An 18,442-nucleotide genomic window follows, 5' to 3' on the forward strand; every position below is an offset into this window, starting at 1 on the left:
CATTGACTATATACCAATTGCTTTTATAATGGAATCAGAGAATAAGTGGTTGCTGAATAGAATAATAAATAATAAAGGGAGAAAAGTATGGATAAAGGTAATATACTTGTTATAGGTGATTCCGGTGTTGGCAAATCTACTTTAATCAATGCCGTTTTAGGTGAAGAAATAGCTGAAACGGATTTTGGTGATAAGGGAACAACAAAGGAACTGAAAGTATATGAAAGTGATGTATTGGATTTTCGCATTATAGACACTGTAGGATTTGAGCCTTCGTTTTTTAAAAGAATGGGGACTGTCAATGCAGTAAAGAAATGGTCTAAAACGGCTGTTAAAGAGGGAAGAGAGAATTCCGAAATAAATGTTATATGGTTTTGCGTTGAAGGTACATCGAGTAAATTATTTCCGGAGGCAATAAAAAGTCTTTCTAAAGCAACATCAATGTATCCTTCGGTTCCGATTATCGTTGTAATTACAAAATCATATTCAAAGCCGGAGCGTGAGAAAAATATACATATGGTAGAAGAGGTTTTTGGAAAGCTGAAAAGTTCAAAAAACTTGAAGGGGATTATTCCTGTAGTTGCTTTGATATATGAAATAGATGAAGAGCAATTTGTGGCACAGGAGGGTATAACTGAGCTTATAGATATGACATATGAACTGATACCTGAGGGTACGCAGGCTGCCAAAAAAGACATCGAGGCATTTAAACTAAACAGAAAAAGGTCGTTTGCACAAACTGCAATTGCTACTTTTACTTTGAGTGCCGTGGCAATTGCGGCAATTCCTATTCCGCTTTCCGATGCGGTCTTGTTGACACCTTTGGAAAGCGGTGAAATAAATGCTATAGCAAAGATATATGGTATTAAGAACGACAAGAATTCTAAAAGATTCATAGCTTCTCTGGTGGAAGCGGGAACTGTAGGTGTAGCGGCAAAGGCGGCTATAAATGCACTAAAGGCAATTCCTGCAATTAATTTGGCGGCTTCTGTAATAAATGCAGCTGTTGCAGGTGCTATAGTCCTTGGAATAGGAGAAGTATGTGTCTACATATATGAGCAAATTTACCTTGGAATTAAGTCAATTGATGATGTTGACTGGCTTAACAAAGTAATTGAATCCAAGCTGAATAAGCAAATAATTGAGAAGATAAATATGATAGTCACAGATGAGGACTTTAGAAACGGCAATATAACTAATTTAAAGAAGCTGTTTACAAAATTATTATCAAAATAAGGAGTCTTATGGCGATAGACGGAGTTAAAATTATAGACAGTGATGATGCTTATGATATTTATAATGATATCGTGGAGTGATATAAGGATGGAATAGATGTTGAGCTTATTAAAAGAGAATGGCTTGATGAGGAAGCAAATTTTTGCATAGATGAATTGTATACAGAGATATACTGGACATCTCTTGCCTATGCGCTTTGGAAGATAGGACATTTGGATGAAGATATAAAAAATAAAGCTATGGAAATTATATCAAAAGGTGCAAGCAAACTATGGAACGAGATAGATGAAAGGGCGGTAAAAGCAAGACAGAAAGCTTTAAATAAATTAGCTCTTCAAATTCAAAGTGAGAATCCAAGACCGATTAAAAAGCCTAAGTCTGTTAAAAGTAGAGAACCGTATTTTGAACTTGGAGATGTTATCTCGATAAAGTTTGAGGATAAATATGGTATCTGTTTTGTCTCAGATTTGGAGGTTAGACCGAGAAAGATAGAATATCATATAGCCTGTGCAAGAACATTACAGGATTTTAAGCCTACCATAGATGATTTTTTAAACAGCAGTATTGCGTATAAGAAAATGAATACCGAGTTTGTACTTGAAACAGACTGCTGGTTTAATCATAAGGATCTGGGTGTACTACTGCCATATTTAAAAAAGATGGGAAGAATAAAACTAAAACCTTACAGTCTTGGTGTACTCTCACCTGCCGACTCACTTGAGAATTTTTATGATGATATTACAAACAAGTCGGATCTATGGCCTTTTAAAACAATTGAGATAAGCGAAATAATAGAAGAAATTTTAGAAAATTAATAGGGGAGTAATTTATAATGAATAAAAAATGTTGTATAAAACCTGAAGATTTAAAAGATCTTTTTCAGACAGACGGTCCTGAGGGTTGTATAGCTTCCGACAGAATAATGGTAGAAGGCAGGAAAGTCGGATATATGTACAGAGAGCATGCCGACCGCAAAGAAGACAGCGGATGGAGATTCACTGCAGGAGATGAGGATGAAGAGTATATGTCAAATGCTGAAAATGCCGGAGTATATACTTTAAATGCCGTTGCCAATATTGATACGGATATTATTCCTTTTTTGAACTCACCTGTAGGAAGCGGATTTCTCAGGGATGAAAACGGTCAGCTTGTGAAGGATGATTTTAATATAATTGCAAGGCAGGAGATAGATGAGATCTTATATGAACATAATATTGCAGACTCAAAGGACTATGAGAGCAGAGATCCGGAGGAGCTGGCAGAAATTTATGAGAATATAAAGGTCGTTCAGGAAAATTATGATCTGTCTGATAATGAAGTGGAGGAAATGTTAAAGAGTATATTCTCAGATTATTGAGAATAATGTTTTAAATAAAAAACGTACCGAATCGGTACGTTTTTTATTAATAGCTTGTAAGCTTATCTACATTTTCAATTATAACAATCTTTGTATCGGCATCTACGCTGTTTACAAGTTTTTTCATGTACTCCTCAGGAATTCTTACACAACCGGCTGATGAAGTATCGTTGTCGGTTTTTGTACAATGAATAAAGATTGCTGATCCCTTACCGGGTATGGCTTCTGTATTATAGTTAAGTGCCAATGCATAGTTATAGAAAGGATGAGCCGCTTTTAAATCTTCAGCTGAATTCCAGTCTTTTTTTACATTTGATGTATTTACCCATTTATTGTAGTATGCACTGTTTGAATCATCTACCCAGTAATCATCGTCACCGATTTTACGATATTCCAAGATACTTCCCGGATTATCCTTAAGTCCGAAGGCAAACATAGCACTGAATACTCCTTCAGGTGTTTTTCTGTCACCCTCAGCTTTTTGAAGAGAAATACCGTTTGTACCTGCAATACCGTTTACATACCAGTTCTTTTTCCATGTGCCGTCAGCCGATTTTGTATAGTCATTGACTGTCACCTTGTTTTTATTGCTCTTATGTCCGACTATAAGCACAATATGGCTTGCAGTTTTTGAAACCGCCAGCTTTTCTACAGGAAGAGCGGCATGGGAGCTTATAGTTGTACTTGCAAGTAGTGTTGTAAACACCATAAAAGTTGCACATATTTTCTTGATCAATTTCATATATTATTCCATTCTGCATTGGAGATGTAAATACATCTCATTATTAAAGATTTTCTATAAATAAGATTTTATACTGATAAATATGTTTTAGTCAATGAAAAAAATATTAAAAAAATATAATCATTATTTCTTTTTACATAAAAAAGAGGTGACATATAACAGTGTAATGTGATAACATACTAAAGTATACACAAAGAGAGGTGGCATATGTTGAGTACGATAACAAAAATTTTGAGCATGGTGGATGACTTTGTTTGGGGATTACCACTGATTATTTTGATTTTGGCAACGGGATTATTTTTGACTGTAAGACTAAGGGGGCTTCAGATAAAGAGGTTACCTCTCGCAATCAAGTATATGTTCTCATCGGATGAGGAAGACGGAAGCGGAGAGGTATCAAGCTTTGCAGCACTTTGTACAGCTCTATCGGCCACAATCGGAACAGGAAATATTGTAGGTGTAGCTACCGCCATAGTTTCCGGAGGACCCGGAGCACTGTTTTGGATGTGGATAGCAGCTATAGTAGGAACCGCAACAAAGTATGCGGAATGTCTTCTGGCTGTAAAGTACAGAGTCGTTGAAAAAGACGGACATGTTATCGGAGGACCTTTTTATTATATTGAAAACGGAATGGGCAAGCAGTTTGGATGGCTGGCAAAAATATTTGCTATATTCGGTATAATGGTAGGGCTCTTTGGAATAGGAACTTTTACACAGATAAACGGTATTACAAGTGCAATAGGAAACTTCTTTGATAAAGAGAGCGTTCATTATGTAAATCTGTTTGGAAGAGATTATTCTCTTACTATTATTATATCAGGAATTATACTGACCGTTTTTGTGGCATCGGTTCTAATAGGAGGATTAAAGAGAATTTCAAATGTGGCGCAGATTATAGTACCCTTTATGGCAATTGTTTATGTAGCTGTGGTTATGATTATTCTTATACTTAATCTGGGAAAGATACCGGCTGCACTTATTGAGATAGTACAAGGTGCATTTGGAATAAGAGCTTTTGGCGGTGGTATGTTTGGTGCTATGATAGTAGCCATGCAAAAGGGAATTGCCAGAGGAATATTTTCAAATGAGGCAGGACTTGGAAGTGCACCTATAGCGGCGGCTGCGGCTCAGTCTAAGGAAGAAGTAAGACAGGGGCTTATTTCAATGCTTGGAACTTTTATAGACACTATTATTATCTGTACAATGACAGGACTTTCAATAGTAATCACAGGTGCATGGGATATGGGTCTTGAAGGTGTAGCTGTTACAACAAAGGCCTTTCAGATGGGATTGCCTTTCCCGGACAGTGTGGCTGCATTTATATTGATGGTATGTCTGGTGTTCTTTGCTTTTACAACAATTCTCGGCTGGGACTATTATTCTGAAAAATGCCTTGAGTACATAATAGGAAATAAGCCGAAGGCTATAACGGTTTACAGATGGGTTTATATTGCATGTATCTTTATAGGTCCTTATATGACGGTTAAAGCGGTATGGACTATTGCGGATATTTGTAACGGACTTATGGCAATACCGAATCTGATAGCTTTGATAGCATTAAACGGAGTGGTGGTAAGAGAGACAAATTCATTCTTTGAGCGTGGCGTTCATAATAAAATATAAAGTAAAAAGGTCTTAGACTCACAGATGTATAACTGTAAATCTAAGACCTTTTGTTAATTATTATTGTTCTGCATATTCAGGGAATGTAATACTGTTTTCCTTGAAAACATGAACAAAAATATCCTCAACGAAATCCTTCATAAGTTTAAATGTATTGGCATATGTGACACAAGTATCAGCCGGTACTTGAAAGTTATTTGTAAGCTGTTGCATTTCCTTAATCATGTCGCCTACATCTACATGTTCACCTTCAAGTTCACTTATCAATTCAAGAGTCTCTTTGTCAGGGTGATGATTTGAACGCATCAACGGGAATATAAGCCTCTCTTCTTTTGCAAAATGCTCTTCAAGTTCTGCTTTCATTCTTGCAAATAAGTTGTGAATCTTTGCAAGTTCCGCACCATGATGCTGATAATGTACTATCAAAATCTTGTTTAAAAGCTTTTCGATTTGTTCCATCATCTCACGCTCTGTAACATGATGAGTTGCCTCAAGATTATCAAGCATCTCATTAACGCTTAGTTTTTCAAAATCTTCTATGGATTCCACTCTTTCTTTATTTTGTGGAACAGGCTGCGAAGCTATATTGTTAAGTTCATTTATAAGTGAAGTAATGTCAATACTCCCGTCTGTGAAAGACTCATCAAGTGGCATATGACCACCACAGCAGTAGTCAAGGTGTAAGTTGTTAAGATAAGGAATTGTTTGAGGATATTGTTTAACAATATCGGCAAGTGACATTTTAGCTGTAATCATAGCATACCTCCTTAAAGTGAGTGAATTATCATAAACAAATTCACTGTCGGTTTTATAGATAAAGATGAACTTACATCAATATCTATAAAAGAGTATACACTTATAAAATATCGGAATCTGTAACAAATAAGACAAAATAAAATATTATAAGAATATAATTATAGTTTTGAATTTAAAAGATACAAAAACAGATGAAATGGTAGGGTTTAAAATCAGCTTGAAAGAAGTATGTATTTGTTGTATACTTTTTTTGTTATAATTATATATCGGTTCTCTTAGTTAAATGGATATAACGATAGCCTCCTAAGCTGTAATTGTGGGTTCGATTCCCGCAGAGAACATTTACTACGGCAATGAAATTATTCATTGCTATTTTTATTCTTGCCGTAAATATTTACTGTGATAAAATAGTATAAGATACCTGATGTATATGGGAAGAAAGGGGATTCTTATGTACGAAAGAGAGATAAATGAGCTTCAAAAGATTATTGATGACAGTACCAATATAGTATTTTTCGGTGGTGCCGGAGTTTCTACCGAAAGCGGTATTCCGGACTTTCGAAGTGCGGACGGACTCTACCATCAAAAGTATAAGTATTCACCGGAGCAGGTGGTAAGCCACAGCTTCTTTATGAAATATCCTGAAGTTTTTTATGAGTTTTATAAGGATAAAATGATGTGCCTTGATGCAAAGCCTAATGCAGCACATAATAAACTTTCGGAGCTTGAAAGCTCGGGAAAGCTTAAGGCTGTAGTGACACAGAATATTGACGGACTTCATCAAAAAGCCGGAAGTAAAACAGTCTATGAGCTTCACGGAAGTATACATAGAAATTACTGTATGAAGTGTCAAAAATCCTATGACGCAAATTATGTTAAAAATCAAAATGGAATACCGTATTGTGAATGTGGCGGTATGATAAAACCTGATGTGGTTCTATATGAAGAGGGGCTTGACGGAAATGTAATAAACGCTGCGATAAGAGCTATTGCATCTGCAGACACTCTTATAATCGGCGGAACATCTTTGGTGGTATATCCTGCTGCAGGTTTTATTGACTATTTTCAGGGTAAGCATCTTGTTGTAATAAATAAGTCGGAGACCGGAAAAGCTGTAAATGCCGAGTTATCTATAAATGCTCCTATCGGAGAGATTATGAGCGGAATAATTGTTCAATAGAAAATAAAAAAGAGGTGAGTTATGCCAAGGGGGAGCAATCAAAAATTTAAATTTACATATCTTATGAAGATTATGACAGAGAAGACTGATGATGAGCATAGTCTCACTATGCCTCAAATACTTGAGGAGCTTGAGAAGTACGAAGTAAGTGCCGAGAGAAAAAGCATTTATGAAGACTTTAAGGATATGTCAAAATTGGGTATAGATGTTATAAAGGAGCAAAGGGGTAGAGAGACCTTTTATCATATCGCAGGAAGAGAGTTTGAGCTTGCAGAGGTAAAGCTTCTTATTGACGCTGTACAATCTGCAAAGTTTATTACTCAAAAAAAGTCAAAGTCCCTGATTTCTAAAGTAAAGAATTTTGTAAGTGAGCATCAGGCCAAGCAATTACAAAGACAGATTGTGATAAACGATCGTGTAAAGACTATGAATGAAAGTGTTTATTACAATGTGGATGATATACATACTGCTATAAACCAAAACAGGAAGATTAAGTTCAAATACTACAAATGGGATATTGATAAGAAACTTGTGGAAAGACATGGTGGAAGCTATTTTGTTGTGAGTCCTTGGGCACTGCTTTGGGATGATGAAAACTACTATATGATCGCCTTTGACGACTGGGATAATAAAATCAAACATTACCGTGTAGATAAGATGATGTATATCGAAGTTGGAAATGATGAAAGAGCCGGAAAAGAAGAGTTTAAAAACTTTGATATGGCGAAATACTCAAAGGCGACATTCGGTATGTATCATGGTGAAAAGACCAAGGTATGTATAAAATTTGCAAATCATATGTGTGGGGTATTTATAGACAGATTCGGAAAAGATACTCTTTTCAGAAAAATAGATGAAAACCACAGTGAGTTGATTGTGGATATAAATGTCAGCCCACAGTTTTTCGGGTGGATATTCAGCCTTGGAAATGATGTGGAAATAGTATCTCCAAGAGTAGTTGTTAATGAACTTAGGGAATACACAAAGAAATTTATAATGAAATATGAATAGATTTAATAAGGCTTTTACTTTAAAAGTGAAAGTCTTTTTTGATGGTATTTTTAAAGGACAGCACATATGATATCTTATAATCAAAAGAGAAACTCATATTGGAGGATGTTATGGAAAAGGTATTTATAACAGTTACAGGTACAAGACATTATTTCGGAAGTGAATTTTTGGAAAAAGATATGAAACTTTTCTTAGAGAAGGAGCCTGATAATGAATATGATAAAGAGGCTATACAGGTTCTTTGTGAAGGACTGGGTAAGATCGGGTATGTGGCAAACAGCCCATATACAGTGCTTGGTGAATCATTCAGTGCAGGAAGATTATATGATAAAATAGGTGAGAGTGCGGTAGTAAAGGTGGTATATAAAACGGATTGCGGTATTGTATGTAAGGTTTCAAAAAAATCCTTGTTGGATAATAAGATTTAGTCTATTATTGTACAAAGGTAAAAGCTGAGGATGGCTTCTTGCCCGCAAAATAAAGGTAATATAAGGAGTAAGTATGGGTACTTTGGGTAATGTTTTGTGGTTTATTTTCTGTGGACTTTGGAGTGGACTGATGTGGATATTTGCAGGTTGTCTTTGCTGTATAACGGTCATAGGTATACCTTTAGGTCTACAATGCTTTAAATTTGCCGGACTGGCATTTTTCCCTTTCGGAAAAGAAGTGGTATATGGCGGAGGTGCGGCAAGTTTGATTGTAAATATTATCTGGCTTATTATACTTGGAATACCTATGGCAATCGCTCATGCGACAGCCGGTGTGATCCTTTGTATAACCATAATAGGTTTTCCTTTTGGACTTCAGTTCTTCAAATTGGCTAAACTTTCATTAATGCCTTTTGGAGCCAGGGTGATTTAATGAAGACATTCTTAAATTACATGGTAGCTGATTGAAAAATGAGTATAATTGATATATTATTGAGGTAACAAATTTTGGTAATTTATATATCAATGATATATCAGGAGGATAATATGCCAATTAGTTTAAAAAAAGGTCAAAAAGTTAGTCTAACAAAGGGAAATCCGGGACTTAAGAATGTTGTGGTAGGACTTGGATGGGATACAAATGCCTATGATACAGGTGCAGATTTTGACTTGGATGCGGCAGCATTTTGCTTGACAGATTCAGGTAAGGTTTCAAGTCAGAATGATTTCGTATTCTTTGGAAACCTTAATCATCCGTCAGGTGCAATAAGTCATTTGGGAGATAATCTTACAGGTGCAGGTGACGGTGATGACGAGCAGATAAAGATCGATCTTTCAAGAGTTCCTGCAGAGATCACAAAGATTGCATTCACAGTAACTATTTATGAGGCGGAAGCAAGAAGGCAGAACTTCGGTCAGGTGTCAAATGCCTTTGTAAGAATATTTGATGAGAATACAGGTGAAGAACTTTTAAGATATGACCTTGGTGAGGACTTCTCTATAGAAACCGCAGTTGTATTCGGTGAACTGTATAAGAACGGTGACGAGTGGAAATTCAATGCTATAGGTAGCGGATATCAGGGTGGATTGGCTGCTCTTTGCAATATGTACGGAATAGATGCGGAATAAATTTTAAAATTTGGACTGTGCACTTTTTCAAGTGTCAGTCCTTTTTTATATATTTTTTTATGTTGTAACATATGATACTGAAAAATGTCTTTTATAAGATTATAATTAGGGTATACTAACTTATATGGGGAAAAGGAGAATGATATGAGTAAGATACTTGATTTAAATAAACCGGTTTTTGAGTTGGCAAAGGAATATCCTGACTTTATTGAAATATTCGCAGGTCTCGGATTTAAAGATATAAAAAATCCTGTTATGTTAAATTCTATGGGGCGTTTTATTACTATAAATAAGGGTGCTGAAATGAAGGGCATTCCTCTTGAAAAAATAAAAGAAGTTTTTAGAGAGCATGGATATGAGATAGCTGAGGACAAAAAAGAAGAAAAAGAATTAAAAGGGGTAGCGGAGAGTATACCAAATAACACTGAAGACAGTACCGAGTTACTAAAGCAGTATTTGATAAGACTTTCAAACGGTGAATCTTTGGAGTCGGTTCAAAAAGATTTCAGAGAAAAATTTGAATCTGTAGATGCAAGTGAAATAATGAAGGCGGAGCAGTCACTGATGGAATCCGGAATGCCGTATCAGGAGGTTCAAAAATTATGTGACGTTCACTCGGCACTGTTTCATGGAACAACAAGCAATGAGCTTGGAAATGAAAATGAAATAAAGAATACTATGAGTATGGCTGGCGGTGCAAATGAAGATGACACTAAAATGCTTATTGAGACAAAGGGACATCCGCTTTCTACATTTACAAGAGAAAATGAAAATCTTGAGAAGTATATAAATGAATTTCTGGATAAAATGGAAAACAATGAGATAGACAGAGCGCTACTTTCAAAGATAAGAGAAGTTTCAATGCATTATGCAAAGAAGGGCGATCTTTTATATACTTTGTTAAAGACCAAATATAATGTTTCGGGTCCTGCTACTGTAATGTGGTCTGTAGATGACGAAATCAGAGATGAGCTTGGAAGACTTGATAAAATCGAAAAAGAAGATGAGAAATGGATAGAGGATATGAAGGCTGTAATCACCCGTATGCAGGAGATGATTTATAAAGAAGCCAATATTTTATTCCCGATATGTACAGTGAACTTTACAGATGAGGACTGGTTAAATATTTATCTTGACAGCAAGGGATATGAGAACTGTCTTGATATTGTACCTGAAAGTTTTGATAAAGCCGAGAAAGTTAAAAGAGAGTTTGACGATATTGACGGTGAGATAGTACTTCCGGGAGGACATTTTACAAAGGAGCAGCTTATTGCACTCTTAGATACCATGCCTCTTGAGATTACATTTATAGATGCCGATGATATAAACAGATTTTTCAATGATAATGATTGTCCTAAAGCATTTAAGAGACCGTTAATGGCAATTGACAGGGATGTGTATTCATGCCATCCTCCAAAGATAGAGCCGATGGTGAGAGAGATAATATCAGGATTTAAAAACGGAAGCAGAGATGAAGTTGCTATCTGGATGAAGAAGAACAATAAGGACATGCTTGTAAAGTATATGGCAGTCAGAGACAAAAATAAAAAATATCTTGGAACAATGGAAATAGTTCAGGATATGGATTTTGCAAGAAAGCATTTTGAAGAAGAAGGTCAGAATAACTGATATAATAAAGAGCCTATGAATTTTTCATAGGCTCGATTTATTATTCCATAATATTTGTAAGTCCGTTGCGTATAAATGAGAGAGTAAGTACTGCGAGATCATGAGGTGACATCTCAAATTCGCTGTCAATCCATCTTACAAGCAGACCGAGTGTTCCTGAAAGAATGAAATCGTAATATAATTCAAAATAAGGCATATTCTTTTGCTTTATAAAAGCCTTATACTTATTGAATACACAGGTCTGCAATTTATTTCTAAGTTCATTAGAGAAGTTTGCATCCAAATCGTCATGCAGGAATATTTTTGCCATATCTTTGTTATCATATATAAATACAAATAAAGCTTCTATAAAAGGTACAAGGTTGTCTGTATCCGGAGCTATTTTGGTAAGTATATCTTCAAATTCTTTTAAAAGATCGGCTTGTATATGCTCCATCAAATCATATACATCCTTATAATGTAAGTAAAAGGTTCCTCTGTTTATGTCTGCCATCTGTGCAAGTTCTTTTACAGTGATATTTTGGATTTTCTTTGTTTCAAGCAAGATACTCAGACATTTTCTAAGTTGCGATCTGGTTTTTCTTACTCGCCTGTCTACAGTTTTTTCGTTCATAAAACCTCCCGATAGTGTTATAAAATAAAATTTCCAATTTTTCGACTAAATGTACAATAGACGATGTTTAAGAATTCCATATCAGTTAATTAACCAATGTACATTAATATACTTAAAAGTATAGTCAATTACAGTAAAAAAAGCAAGTATAAACTAAGTATGTAATAAATATTTTTTAATTAAAAAATATTTCAAGTAAAGTGAAAAGTATAGTATAATAAAATACCGGGGGTTAAGAGCCCTATTTGACTTTAAAATATTATGTGATATAAGGGAATTTTATGAGAACTAAGAAATTTAGATATATTATATTTGTATTTGTATTCCTATTGGCGGTAATAGGTTTTTTATTATACTCTTTTTTGAAAAAAAATAAAGTTGACAATACAGGTGGAGATATTGAGGCAAGTGATATTAATATACCGAGATTATATAATGTACTTGGAGATTATTATATAAATAAAATGTATGGTTACAGTGATGAGACGGATGTTGAGGCTGCCGACAATATACTGTCATTGGTACTGGATGATTACAGTATGAAGTTTAGAGTGGTAGATGCAAATATTGCAGATATTGAAGAGTATGATTACAGTATAAGAACATTTGATACTAATGAACTTGTAGAAAGCGGAGACAGGACAAAACTTGATGGCGATATTATAGATTTGCATCTGTCAAGTCTGGTGGAAGAAAATAAAGAATACTTTCTTGAACTTAGATTGTATACAAATGGACAGACATTTCATTATTACAGCAGGGTAGTCAGGAGCAATACCGAATTTGCCAAAAGACTTATAGATATGGCAAATACTTTTTCAAATAATAATTTTGACGGCAATACGGCAAAAGACAATACCGTATACCTTGAAAGTGACGGTACAGGGAATTCAAGAGGACTTGAATATGTAACATTGAAGTCGGATTTCAATATGATAAGCTATAACGGAATGAACCTTACACCTTCTGAAAAAGAGGTGAGCCTTGTAAATTATAACGGTAAGGTAGGGGAAATACATTTCAGCTTTACTGCAAGTTCGGAAAACAAAGTTTATAATATAGAAGAGAATTTTATCTGCAAATCCGGTACACAAAGACTTTATATGCTGGATTATACCAGAACGATGAATCAAAGTTTATCAAAAGATATTGAATACAATAAGAAAATAGATTTAGGCATCGGTAATAAAAATGTCAGGTCTATATCGGATAATACAGGCGAGAAAATTGCATTCTTGGCAGATAATAAGCTCTTTTTATCAGACAGTAAAAAGGAAAGTCTTGAACAGGTTTACAGCGTAGGAAAAAACAGTTATATTTATCCGCTGAAATTTGGAGACGGATTGTACTTTATAAGTTATGGATATAATGTTGACTCGTCTCATATAGGAGCTGTAGGTGTTTGCCTTTTTAAATATATGGAGAGCACAAAAAAAGTTTCAAAGCTGGCTTTTGTAAAAACAGAAATTGATGCTCAAAGTTTAAAGGAATCGATAGATGAACTTGCATATATGGGTGATAATGCAATGCTTTATCTTAAGCTTATGGATAAAGTTGTAGGCCTTGATGTTTTGTCGGGAAATTATGTGACTGTGGCGGAAAACCTTGAAAACGGAAAGTATTCCATAAGTCAGGATAAGAGTTTATTATCCTGGAATATCGGAGACGGATTGAATATTTATAATTTTGCTACAGGAGAAAATAAGCAATTAGATAATGCAAATGAGATAATGTTGCCTATAGGGTATATTGGAAGCGACTTGGTAGTAGCAATAGAATCTCAAAATATTTCAAATACAATCAACGGTAAATCTACAGGAAGTATTTTTGAAAAGGTGAGTATATACAATAATCTTTTGGAATTACAAAAGGAATATACTTATGACGGCAGATATATTGACAATATTGATGTAAAGGGAAATCGTGTGCATATTGATCTTTATCAATATGACGGTGAAAACTTTACCAGGTCGGGAGAGGATACAATAATCAGTAACAAGTCTGTGGCAAGTGAGAGCAGAGTATCATCTTATATGGACAGTTTCAGAGCAAAGAACTATGTCATAGACACCGGTAAGTGGATTGAAGGTGAGGCTTATTACTTTAAGGATCTTCAAATTGACAGTACCGATATAGAATATAATATTGATTTGAACAAATCGTATCTTGACAATATGTATTATGTCTATATTAATTCCAAGTTGGAAGGGATATATGATAATCCGGTGAATGCTATAGATACCGCATATACAGATATGGGATTTGTAAGAAGAAAAGGTATAATGGTGTATGCGAGGGCAATTGTTGAGACAGCGTCAAATACAAATTTTGATGTAAACAAAGCCGGAGAATATGTAAATTATTGGGAAAATAACGGGCTTACAAGATTTCAGGGTATAACATTAAAAGAAGCAATGTATTTCTTAACCGTTAAAAAGCCTGTGTTCACATTTACAGCAATAAATAATCCGGTTATAATAACTGCGTATGATTCAAAAAGTGTCACAGTATATGATATAAATACGGCAAGTGTACAGAAAATAGATATAAATGAGGCTCAAAGTATATTCAATAGCGCTCAAAATGACTTTTCTTGTTTCTTTACCTTTAGAATGTAATGTGATAAAATTGTAATCGTAATAAAAAAGAAAGATTTGATTTGGGTTTTTATTTACTTAAATATTAAAGTTTAAATATATAGTTTTATATAGAGGAGAAAAATGGCTCAATATATAATGAACGGTGGAAGTCCATTGGTAGGAGAGGTTGCTATAGGCGGCGCAAAGAATGCGGCACTTGGTATTTTGGCAGCTGCGATAATGACAGATGAAGATGTTTATATAGAAAATTTACCTGATGTAAAAGATATTAATGTAATGCTTGAGGCGATAAATGCTATCGGTGCAAGTGTTGAAAGACTTGACAGACATAGCGTGAGAATTAATGCATCTTCAGTAAAGGATGTATTGGTTGATGACGAATTTATAAGAAAAATCAGAGCATCATACTATTTTATCGGAGCACTGTTGGGTAAGTATAAGAGTGCTGAGGTGGCTTTGCCGGGCGGATGTAATATAGGATCAAGACCTATTGATTTGCATTTAAAGGGATTTAAGGCATTGGGAGCTGAGATTGATATTGAGTCGGGAAGAGTAAAAGCGCATGCCATTGATTTGGTTGCGGCGGATATATATTTGGATACCGTATCTGTAGGTGCCACTATAAATATTATGATGGCGGCATCATTGGCGGAAGGAAGAACGGTTATAGAAAATGCGGCTAAAGAACCGCATATTGTTGATGTTGCAAATTTCTTAAACAGTATGGGTGCGGATATAAAGGGTGCAGGAACAGATGTTATAAGAATAAACGGTGTTAAGTCATTACATGGAAGCAGATATTCCATAATACCGGATCAGATCGAAGCCGGAACATTTATGTGTGCCGCAGCTATTACAAAAGGTGATATTACTGTAAAGAACATTATACCGAAGCATATGGAAGCTATAAGTGCAAAACTTATGGAGATGGGATGTGAGGTTGTGGAATTTGACGATGCAATAAGGGTTATTGCGAAGAACAATCAAAAGTCTACAAATATAAAGACATTACCTTACCCGGGCTTTCCTACAGATATGCAACCACAGATAACTACCGCTTTGGCTCTTGCTACAGGCAGCAGTCTGGTAGTTGAAAGTATATTTGAGAACAGATTTAAATATGTGGATGAACTCGCAAGAATGGGTACAAATATCAAAGTAGAGGGTAATACCGCTATGGTTATCGGCGTAGCAAAACTTAGAGGAGCGGCGCTTAAAGCACCGGATCTTAGAGCCGGTGCGGCACTTGTTTTGGCAGGGCTTGCAGCAGAGGGACAGACCACAGTGGATGATATTAAGTATATAAAAAGAGGGTATGAAGATTTTGAAGGCAAGTTGGTTTCATTGGGCGCCGATATAAGAGAAGTGGACAGTGAAGTTGAGGCAAGAAAGTTTAATATCAAGGTTGTATAAGAATGTTTTGCGGACGGCTTGGCTGTCCGCTTTTTATATAAATAAATAAATATAAGAAAAGGGGATATATGAAAAGGGAAGAACTGCTATATATATGTGGCGGAAAAGAGTGGCATAGTAATGATGATAATATTTGTTTTACAGGTAATGTATACGGTAAAGAAATAAACTTTGATTTTTCGGGATACAGAGAAGAAGAGCTGTTATCATATTTAGGGGACCTTCTTGAAAGGATTATAAATGATATAGAGAGGCTTGATAAAGAGGCAAGGGGTATTATCAAAGAGCAACATAAAAATGAGGATGTAGATATATTGGAGTTAAGTGATATCATTTTTGATAAAAGCGGATGCTATAATATGTTTGCACTTGGATATCGTGTGGGAGAAACACAAGCAGGAGAACTTTATCTGCTGATAAAGTTTGATGAAAATCTTTTAGCAGACAGCGATATAGTTTATGAAGTCTATTAGAATAAAGGGGTTAAATCGGCTTAAATAAAGGGGTTTTACGGCCTTTAAATTTTTTAGAAAAAAATAGAAATAAATGCTTGACATTAATGCCTTGTTGCGATATTATAATTAGGCAGTTACGGAGAGGTATCGAAGTGGTCATAACGAGGCGGTCTTGAAAACCGTTTGTCCGCAAGGGCGCGTGGGTTCGAATCCCACCCTCTCCGCTTCCTTTTTGCCCAAAAGCAAAGAGGTGAACAGAAGAAGGATAACTCGCAACCAAGCAGAAGTACCCAAGTGGTTGAAGGGGCTCCCCTGGAAAGGGAGTAGGCTGTTAATAGCGGTGCGAGGGTTCAAATCCCTCCTTCTGCGTTGATCCTTGATAATTTAAGATTAAACAGTACACACAACCCTGAAAATAACTTGATTATTTAAAAAAAATAATTGATGAGATTTCAGTAAAAACAACGTTTAGATTCGAACAGAATTTAAAACCTTTAAAAAACAGTAGATCTGTGAAAACAGATGCAAGCTAGCGAGAAGGCTAGATTAAACTTTTATATGAGAGTTTGATCCTGGCTCAGGATGAACGCTGGCGGCGTGCTTAACACATGCAAGTCGAACGAAGCTGCCCAAAGGAAGTTTTCGGATGGAATTTAGGTAGACTTAGTGGCGGACGGGTGAGTAACGCGTGGATAACCTGCCTTATACAGGGGGATAACGGAGAGAAATTTCCGCTAACACCGCATAAGACCACAGCACCGCATGGTGCAGGGGTAAAATATTTATAGGTATAAGATGGATCCGCGTCCGATTAGCTAGTTGGTGAGGTAAAGGCCCACCAAGGCGACGATCGGTAGCCGGCCTGAGAGGGTGAACGGCCACATTGGGACTGAGACACGGCCCAAACTCCTACGGGAGGCAGCAGTGGGGAATATTGGACAATGGGGGAAACCCTGATCCAGCGACGCCGCGTGAGTGAAGAAGTATTTCGGTATGTAAAGCTCTATCAGCAGGGAAGAAAATGACGGTACCTGACTAAGAAGCCCCGGCTAACTACGTGCCAGCAGCCGCGGTAATACGTAGGGGGCAAGCGTTATCCGGATTTACTGGGTGTAAAGGGAGCGCAGACGGCAATGCAAGTCTGAAGTGAAAGGCGTGGGCTTAACCCATGAACTGCTTTGGAAACTGTATAGCTTGAGTGTCGGAGGGGTAAGCGGAATTCCTAGTGTAGCGGTGAAATGCGTAGATATTAGGAGGAACACCGGAGGCGAAGGCGGCTTACTGGACGACAACTGACGTTGAGGCTCGAAGGCGTGGGGAGCAAACAGGATTAGATACCCTGGTAGTCCACGCAGTAAACGATGAATACTTGGTGTCGGGGAGGTAAACTCTTCGGTGCCGCAAGCTAACGCATTAAGTATTCCACCTGGGGAGTACGTTCGCAAGAATGAAACTCAAAGGAATTGACGGGGACCCGCACAAGCGGTGGAGCATGTGGTTTAATTCGAAGCAACGCGAAGAACCTTACCAAATCTTGACATACTCTTGAATAGCTTTGTAATGAAGCTAGTCTTTCGGGACAAGGGATACAGGTGGTGCATGGTTGTCGTCAGCTCGTGTCGTGAGATGTTGGGTTAAGTCCCGCAACGAGCGCAACCCTTGTCGTCAGTAGCCAGCAGTAAGATGGGCACTCTGACGAGACAGCCGGAGATAATCCGGAGGAAGGTGGGGATGACGTCAAATCATCATGCCCCTTATGATTTGGGCTACACACGTGCTACAATGGCGTAAACAAAGTGAAGCAAAGCCGCGAGGCCAAGCAAATCACAAAAATAACGTCTCAGTTCGGATTGTAGTCTGCAACTCGACTATATGAAGCTGGAATCGCTAGTAATCGCAGATCAGAATGCTGCGGTGAATACGTTCCCGGGTCTTGTACACACCGCCCGTCACACCATGGGAGTCATCAATGCCCGAAGTCAGTGACCTAACCGTAAGGAAGGAGCTGCCGAAGGCAGGGAGGATAACTGGGGTGAAGTCGTAACAAGGTAGCCGTATCGGAAGGTGCGGCTGGATCACCTCCTTTCTAAGGATAAAGTAGGGGTTGTGAGTACTGTTTAGTACTAAATTAAAAGGTGCTAAAAACATAATATTAGCGGTGTCGATGCGTCTAGGGGACACACCCGTTCCCATTCCGAACACGATGGTTAAGACCTGGTCGGCCGATGGTACTATACTGGAGACGGTATGGGAGAGTAGGTGGATGCCGCT

16 protein-coding genes, 3 tRNA genes and 2 rRNA genes are annotated in these 18,442 nt (G+C 36.8%); 18 read left to right on the forward strand and 3 right to left on the reverse strand.

Annotation, left to right across the window (positions count from 1 at the left end; translation table 11 throughout):
* The first annotated feature begins 87 nt into the window (after window positions 1-87).
* The 3 genes from HMPREF1135_RS00700 to HMPREF1135_RS00710 all read left to right on the forward strand — a co-directional run bounded on the left by HMPREF1135_RS00700 (window position 88) and on the right by HMPREF1135_RS00710 (window position 2,593).
* Window positions 88-1,236 (forward strand): YcjF family protein, encoded by a 1,149-nt coding sequence (locus HMPREF1135_RS00700; protein ID WP_007590906.1) that lies wholly within the window; start codon window positions 88-90, stop codon window positions 1,234-1,236.
* A gap of 155 nt (window positions 1,237-1,391) precedes the next feature.
* Complete coding sequence (locus HMPREF1135_RS00705) at window positions 1,392-2,051, forward strand: hypothetical protein (RefSeq protein WP_007590913.1); 660 nt, start codon at window positions 1,392-1,394, stop codon at window positions 2,049-2,051.
* 17 nt (window positions 2,052-2,068) lie between these two features.
* Window positions 2,069-2,593 (forward strand): DUF2185 domain-containing protein, encoded by a 525-nt coding sequence (locus HMPREF1135_RS00710; protein ID WP_007590915.1) that lies wholly within the window; start codon window positions 2,069-2,071, stop codon window positions 2,591-2,593.
* Window positions 2,594-2,639: 46 nt separating this feature from the next.
* On the opposite strand, the gene HMPREF1135_RS00715 is transcribed toward HMPREF1135_RS00710, so the two are convergent.
* Entirely contained in the window at window positions 2,640-3,335 is a 696-nt protein-coding gene (locus HMPREF1135_RS00715) for a L,D-transpeptidase family protein (RefSeq protein ID WP_007590923.1), read from the reverse strand.
* Window positions 3,336-3,542: 207 nt separating this feature from the next.
* On the opposite strand from HMPREF1135_RS00715, the gene HMPREF1135_RS00720 reads away from it, so the two are divergent.
* The gene (locus tag HMPREF1135_RS00720; RefSeq protein ID WP_007590925.1) at window positions 3,543-4,958 is read left to right on the forward strand and encodes an alanine/glycine:cation symporter family protein; all 1,416 of its coding nucleotides are present in this window, start codon (window positions 3,543-3,545) and stop codon (window positions 4,956-4,958) included.
* A gap of 60 nt (window positions 4,959-5,018) precedes the next feature.
* Here HMPREF1135_RS00720 and HMPREF1135_RS00725 read toward each other — a convergent pair whose 3' ends face one another.
* Window positions 5,019-5,714: a DUF542 domain-containing protein gene (locus HMPREF1135_RS00725; protein WP_007590927.1), complete on the reverse strand. Its 696-nt coding sequence runs from the start codon at window positions 5,712-5,714 to the stop codon at window positions 5,019-5,021.
* 269 nt (window positions 5,715-5,983) lie between these two features.
* Between HMPREF1135_RS00725 and HMPREF1135_RS00730 the strand changes: the two genes are divergently transcribed.
* The 7 genes from HMPREF1135_RS00730 (at window position 5,984) to HMPREF1135_RS00760 (ending at window position 11,090) form a co-directional block, all read left to right on the forward strand.
* Window positions 5,984-6,055 (forward strand) — tRNA-Arg (locus tag HMPREF1135_RS00730).
* A gap of 110 nt (window positions 6,056-6,165) precedes the next feature.
* Entirely contained in the window at window positions 6,166-6,894 is a 729-nt protein-coding gene (locus HMPREF1135_RS00735; RefSeq protein ID WP_007590929.1) for an NAD-dependent protein deacylase, read from the forward strand.
* A gap of 21 nt (window positions 6,895-6,915) precedes the next feature.
* A complete protein-coding gene (locus tag HMPREF1135_RS00740; protein ID WP_007590932.1) occupies window positions 6,916-7,905 on the forward strand; it encodes a helix-turn-helix transcriptional regulator in 990 nt (329 codons plus the stop codon).
* A 110-nt stretch (window positions 7,906-8,015) separates the two neighbouring features.
* Window positions 8,016-8,333: an HIRAN domain-containing protein gene (locus tag HMPREF1135_RS00745; protein WP_007590933.1), complete on the forward strand. Its 318-nt coding sequence runs from the start codon at window positions 8,016-8,018 to the stop codon at window positions 8,331-8,333.
* A gap of 73 nt (window positions 8,334-8,406) precedes the next feature.
* A complete protein-coding gene (locus tag HMPREF1135_RS00750) occupies window positions 8,407-8,766 on the forward strand; it encodes a YccF domain-containing protein (RefSeq protein ID WP_007590934.1) in 360 nt (119 codons plus the stop codon).
* A gap of 113 nt (window positions 8,767-8,879) precedes the next feature.
* Window positions 8,880-9,461: a TerD family protein gene (locus HMPREF1135_RS00755; RefSeq protein WP_007590935.1), complete on the forward strand. Its 582-nt coding sequence runs from the start codon at window positions 8,880-8,882 to the stop codon at window positions 9,459-9,461.
* 144 nt (window positions 9,462-9,605) lie between these two features.
* Complete coding sequence (locus HMPREF1135_RS00760) at window positions 9,606-11,090, forward strand: DUF438 domain-containing protein (protein WP_007590936.1); 1,485 nt, start codon at window positions 9,606-9,608, stop codon at window positions 11,088-11,090.
* A gap of 40 nt (window positions 11,091-11,130) precedes the next feature.
* Here HMPREF1135_RS00760 and HMPREF1135_RS00765 read toward each other — a convergent pair whose 3' ends face one another.
* Window positions 11,131-11,703 (reverse strand): TetR/AcrR family transcriptional regulator, encoded by a 573-nt coding sequence (locus HMPREF1135_RS00765; protein WP_007590937.1) that lies wholly within the window; start codon window positions 11,701-11,703, stop codon window positions 11,131-11,133.
* A gap of 281 nt (window positions 11,704-11,984) precedes the next feature.
* Here HMPREF1135_RS00765 and HMPREF1135_RS00770 point away from each other — a divergent pair, with 281 nt between their 5' ends.
* The 7 genes from HMPREF1135_RS00770 to rrf all read left to right on the forward strand — a co-directional run bounded on the left by HMPREF1135_RS00770 (window position 11,985) and on the right by rrf (window position 18,442).
* Window positions 11,985-14,321 (forward strand): hypothetical protein, encoded by a 2,337-nt coding sequence (locus HMPREF1135_RS00770; RefSeq protein ID WP_007590938.1) that lies wholly within the window; start codon window positions 11,985-11,987, stop codon window positions 14,319-14,321.
* A gap of 102 nt (window positions 14,322-14,423) precedes the next feature.
* Complete coding sequence (locus HMPREF1135_RS00775; protein ID WP_007590939.1) at window positions 14,424-15,716, forward strand: UDP-N-acetylglucosamine 1-carboxyvinyltransferase; 1,293 nt, start codon at window positions 14,424-14,426, stop codon at window positions 15,714-15,716.
* A gap of 68 nt (window positions 15,717-15,784) precedes the next feature.
* Window positions 15,785-16,189 (forward strand): hypothetical protein, encoded by a 405-nt coding sequence (locus tag HMPREF1135_RS00780; RefSeq protein ID WP_007590940.1) that lies wholly within the window; start codon window positions 15,785-15,787, stop codon window positions 16,187-16,189.
* A 120-nt stretch (window positions 16,190-16,309) separates the two neighbouring features.
* Window positions 16,310-16,395: transfer RNA gene (locus HMPREF1135_RS00785), tRNA-Ser, on the forward strand.
* A gap of 56 nt (window positions 16,396-16,451) precedes the next feature.
* A tRNA-Ser gene (locus tag HMPREF1135_RS00790) sits at window positions 16,452-16,540 on the forward strand.
* A gap of 185 nt (window positions 16,541-16,725) precedes the next feature.
* A 16S ribosomal RNA gene (locus HMPREF1135_RS00795) occupies window positions 16,726-18,257 on the forward strand.
* 68 nt (window positions 18,258-18,325) lie between these two features.
* Window positions 18,326-18,442: ribosomal RNA gene (gene rrf, locus HMPREF1135_RS00800) — 5S ribosomal RNA — on the forward strand.

This window comes from Lachnoanaerobaculum sp. OBRC5-5 (assembly GCF_000296385.1).
In the GTDB taxonomy this organism is placed as follows: Bacteria; Bacillota; Clostridia; order Lachnospirales; family Lachnospiraceae; genus Lachnoanaerobaculum.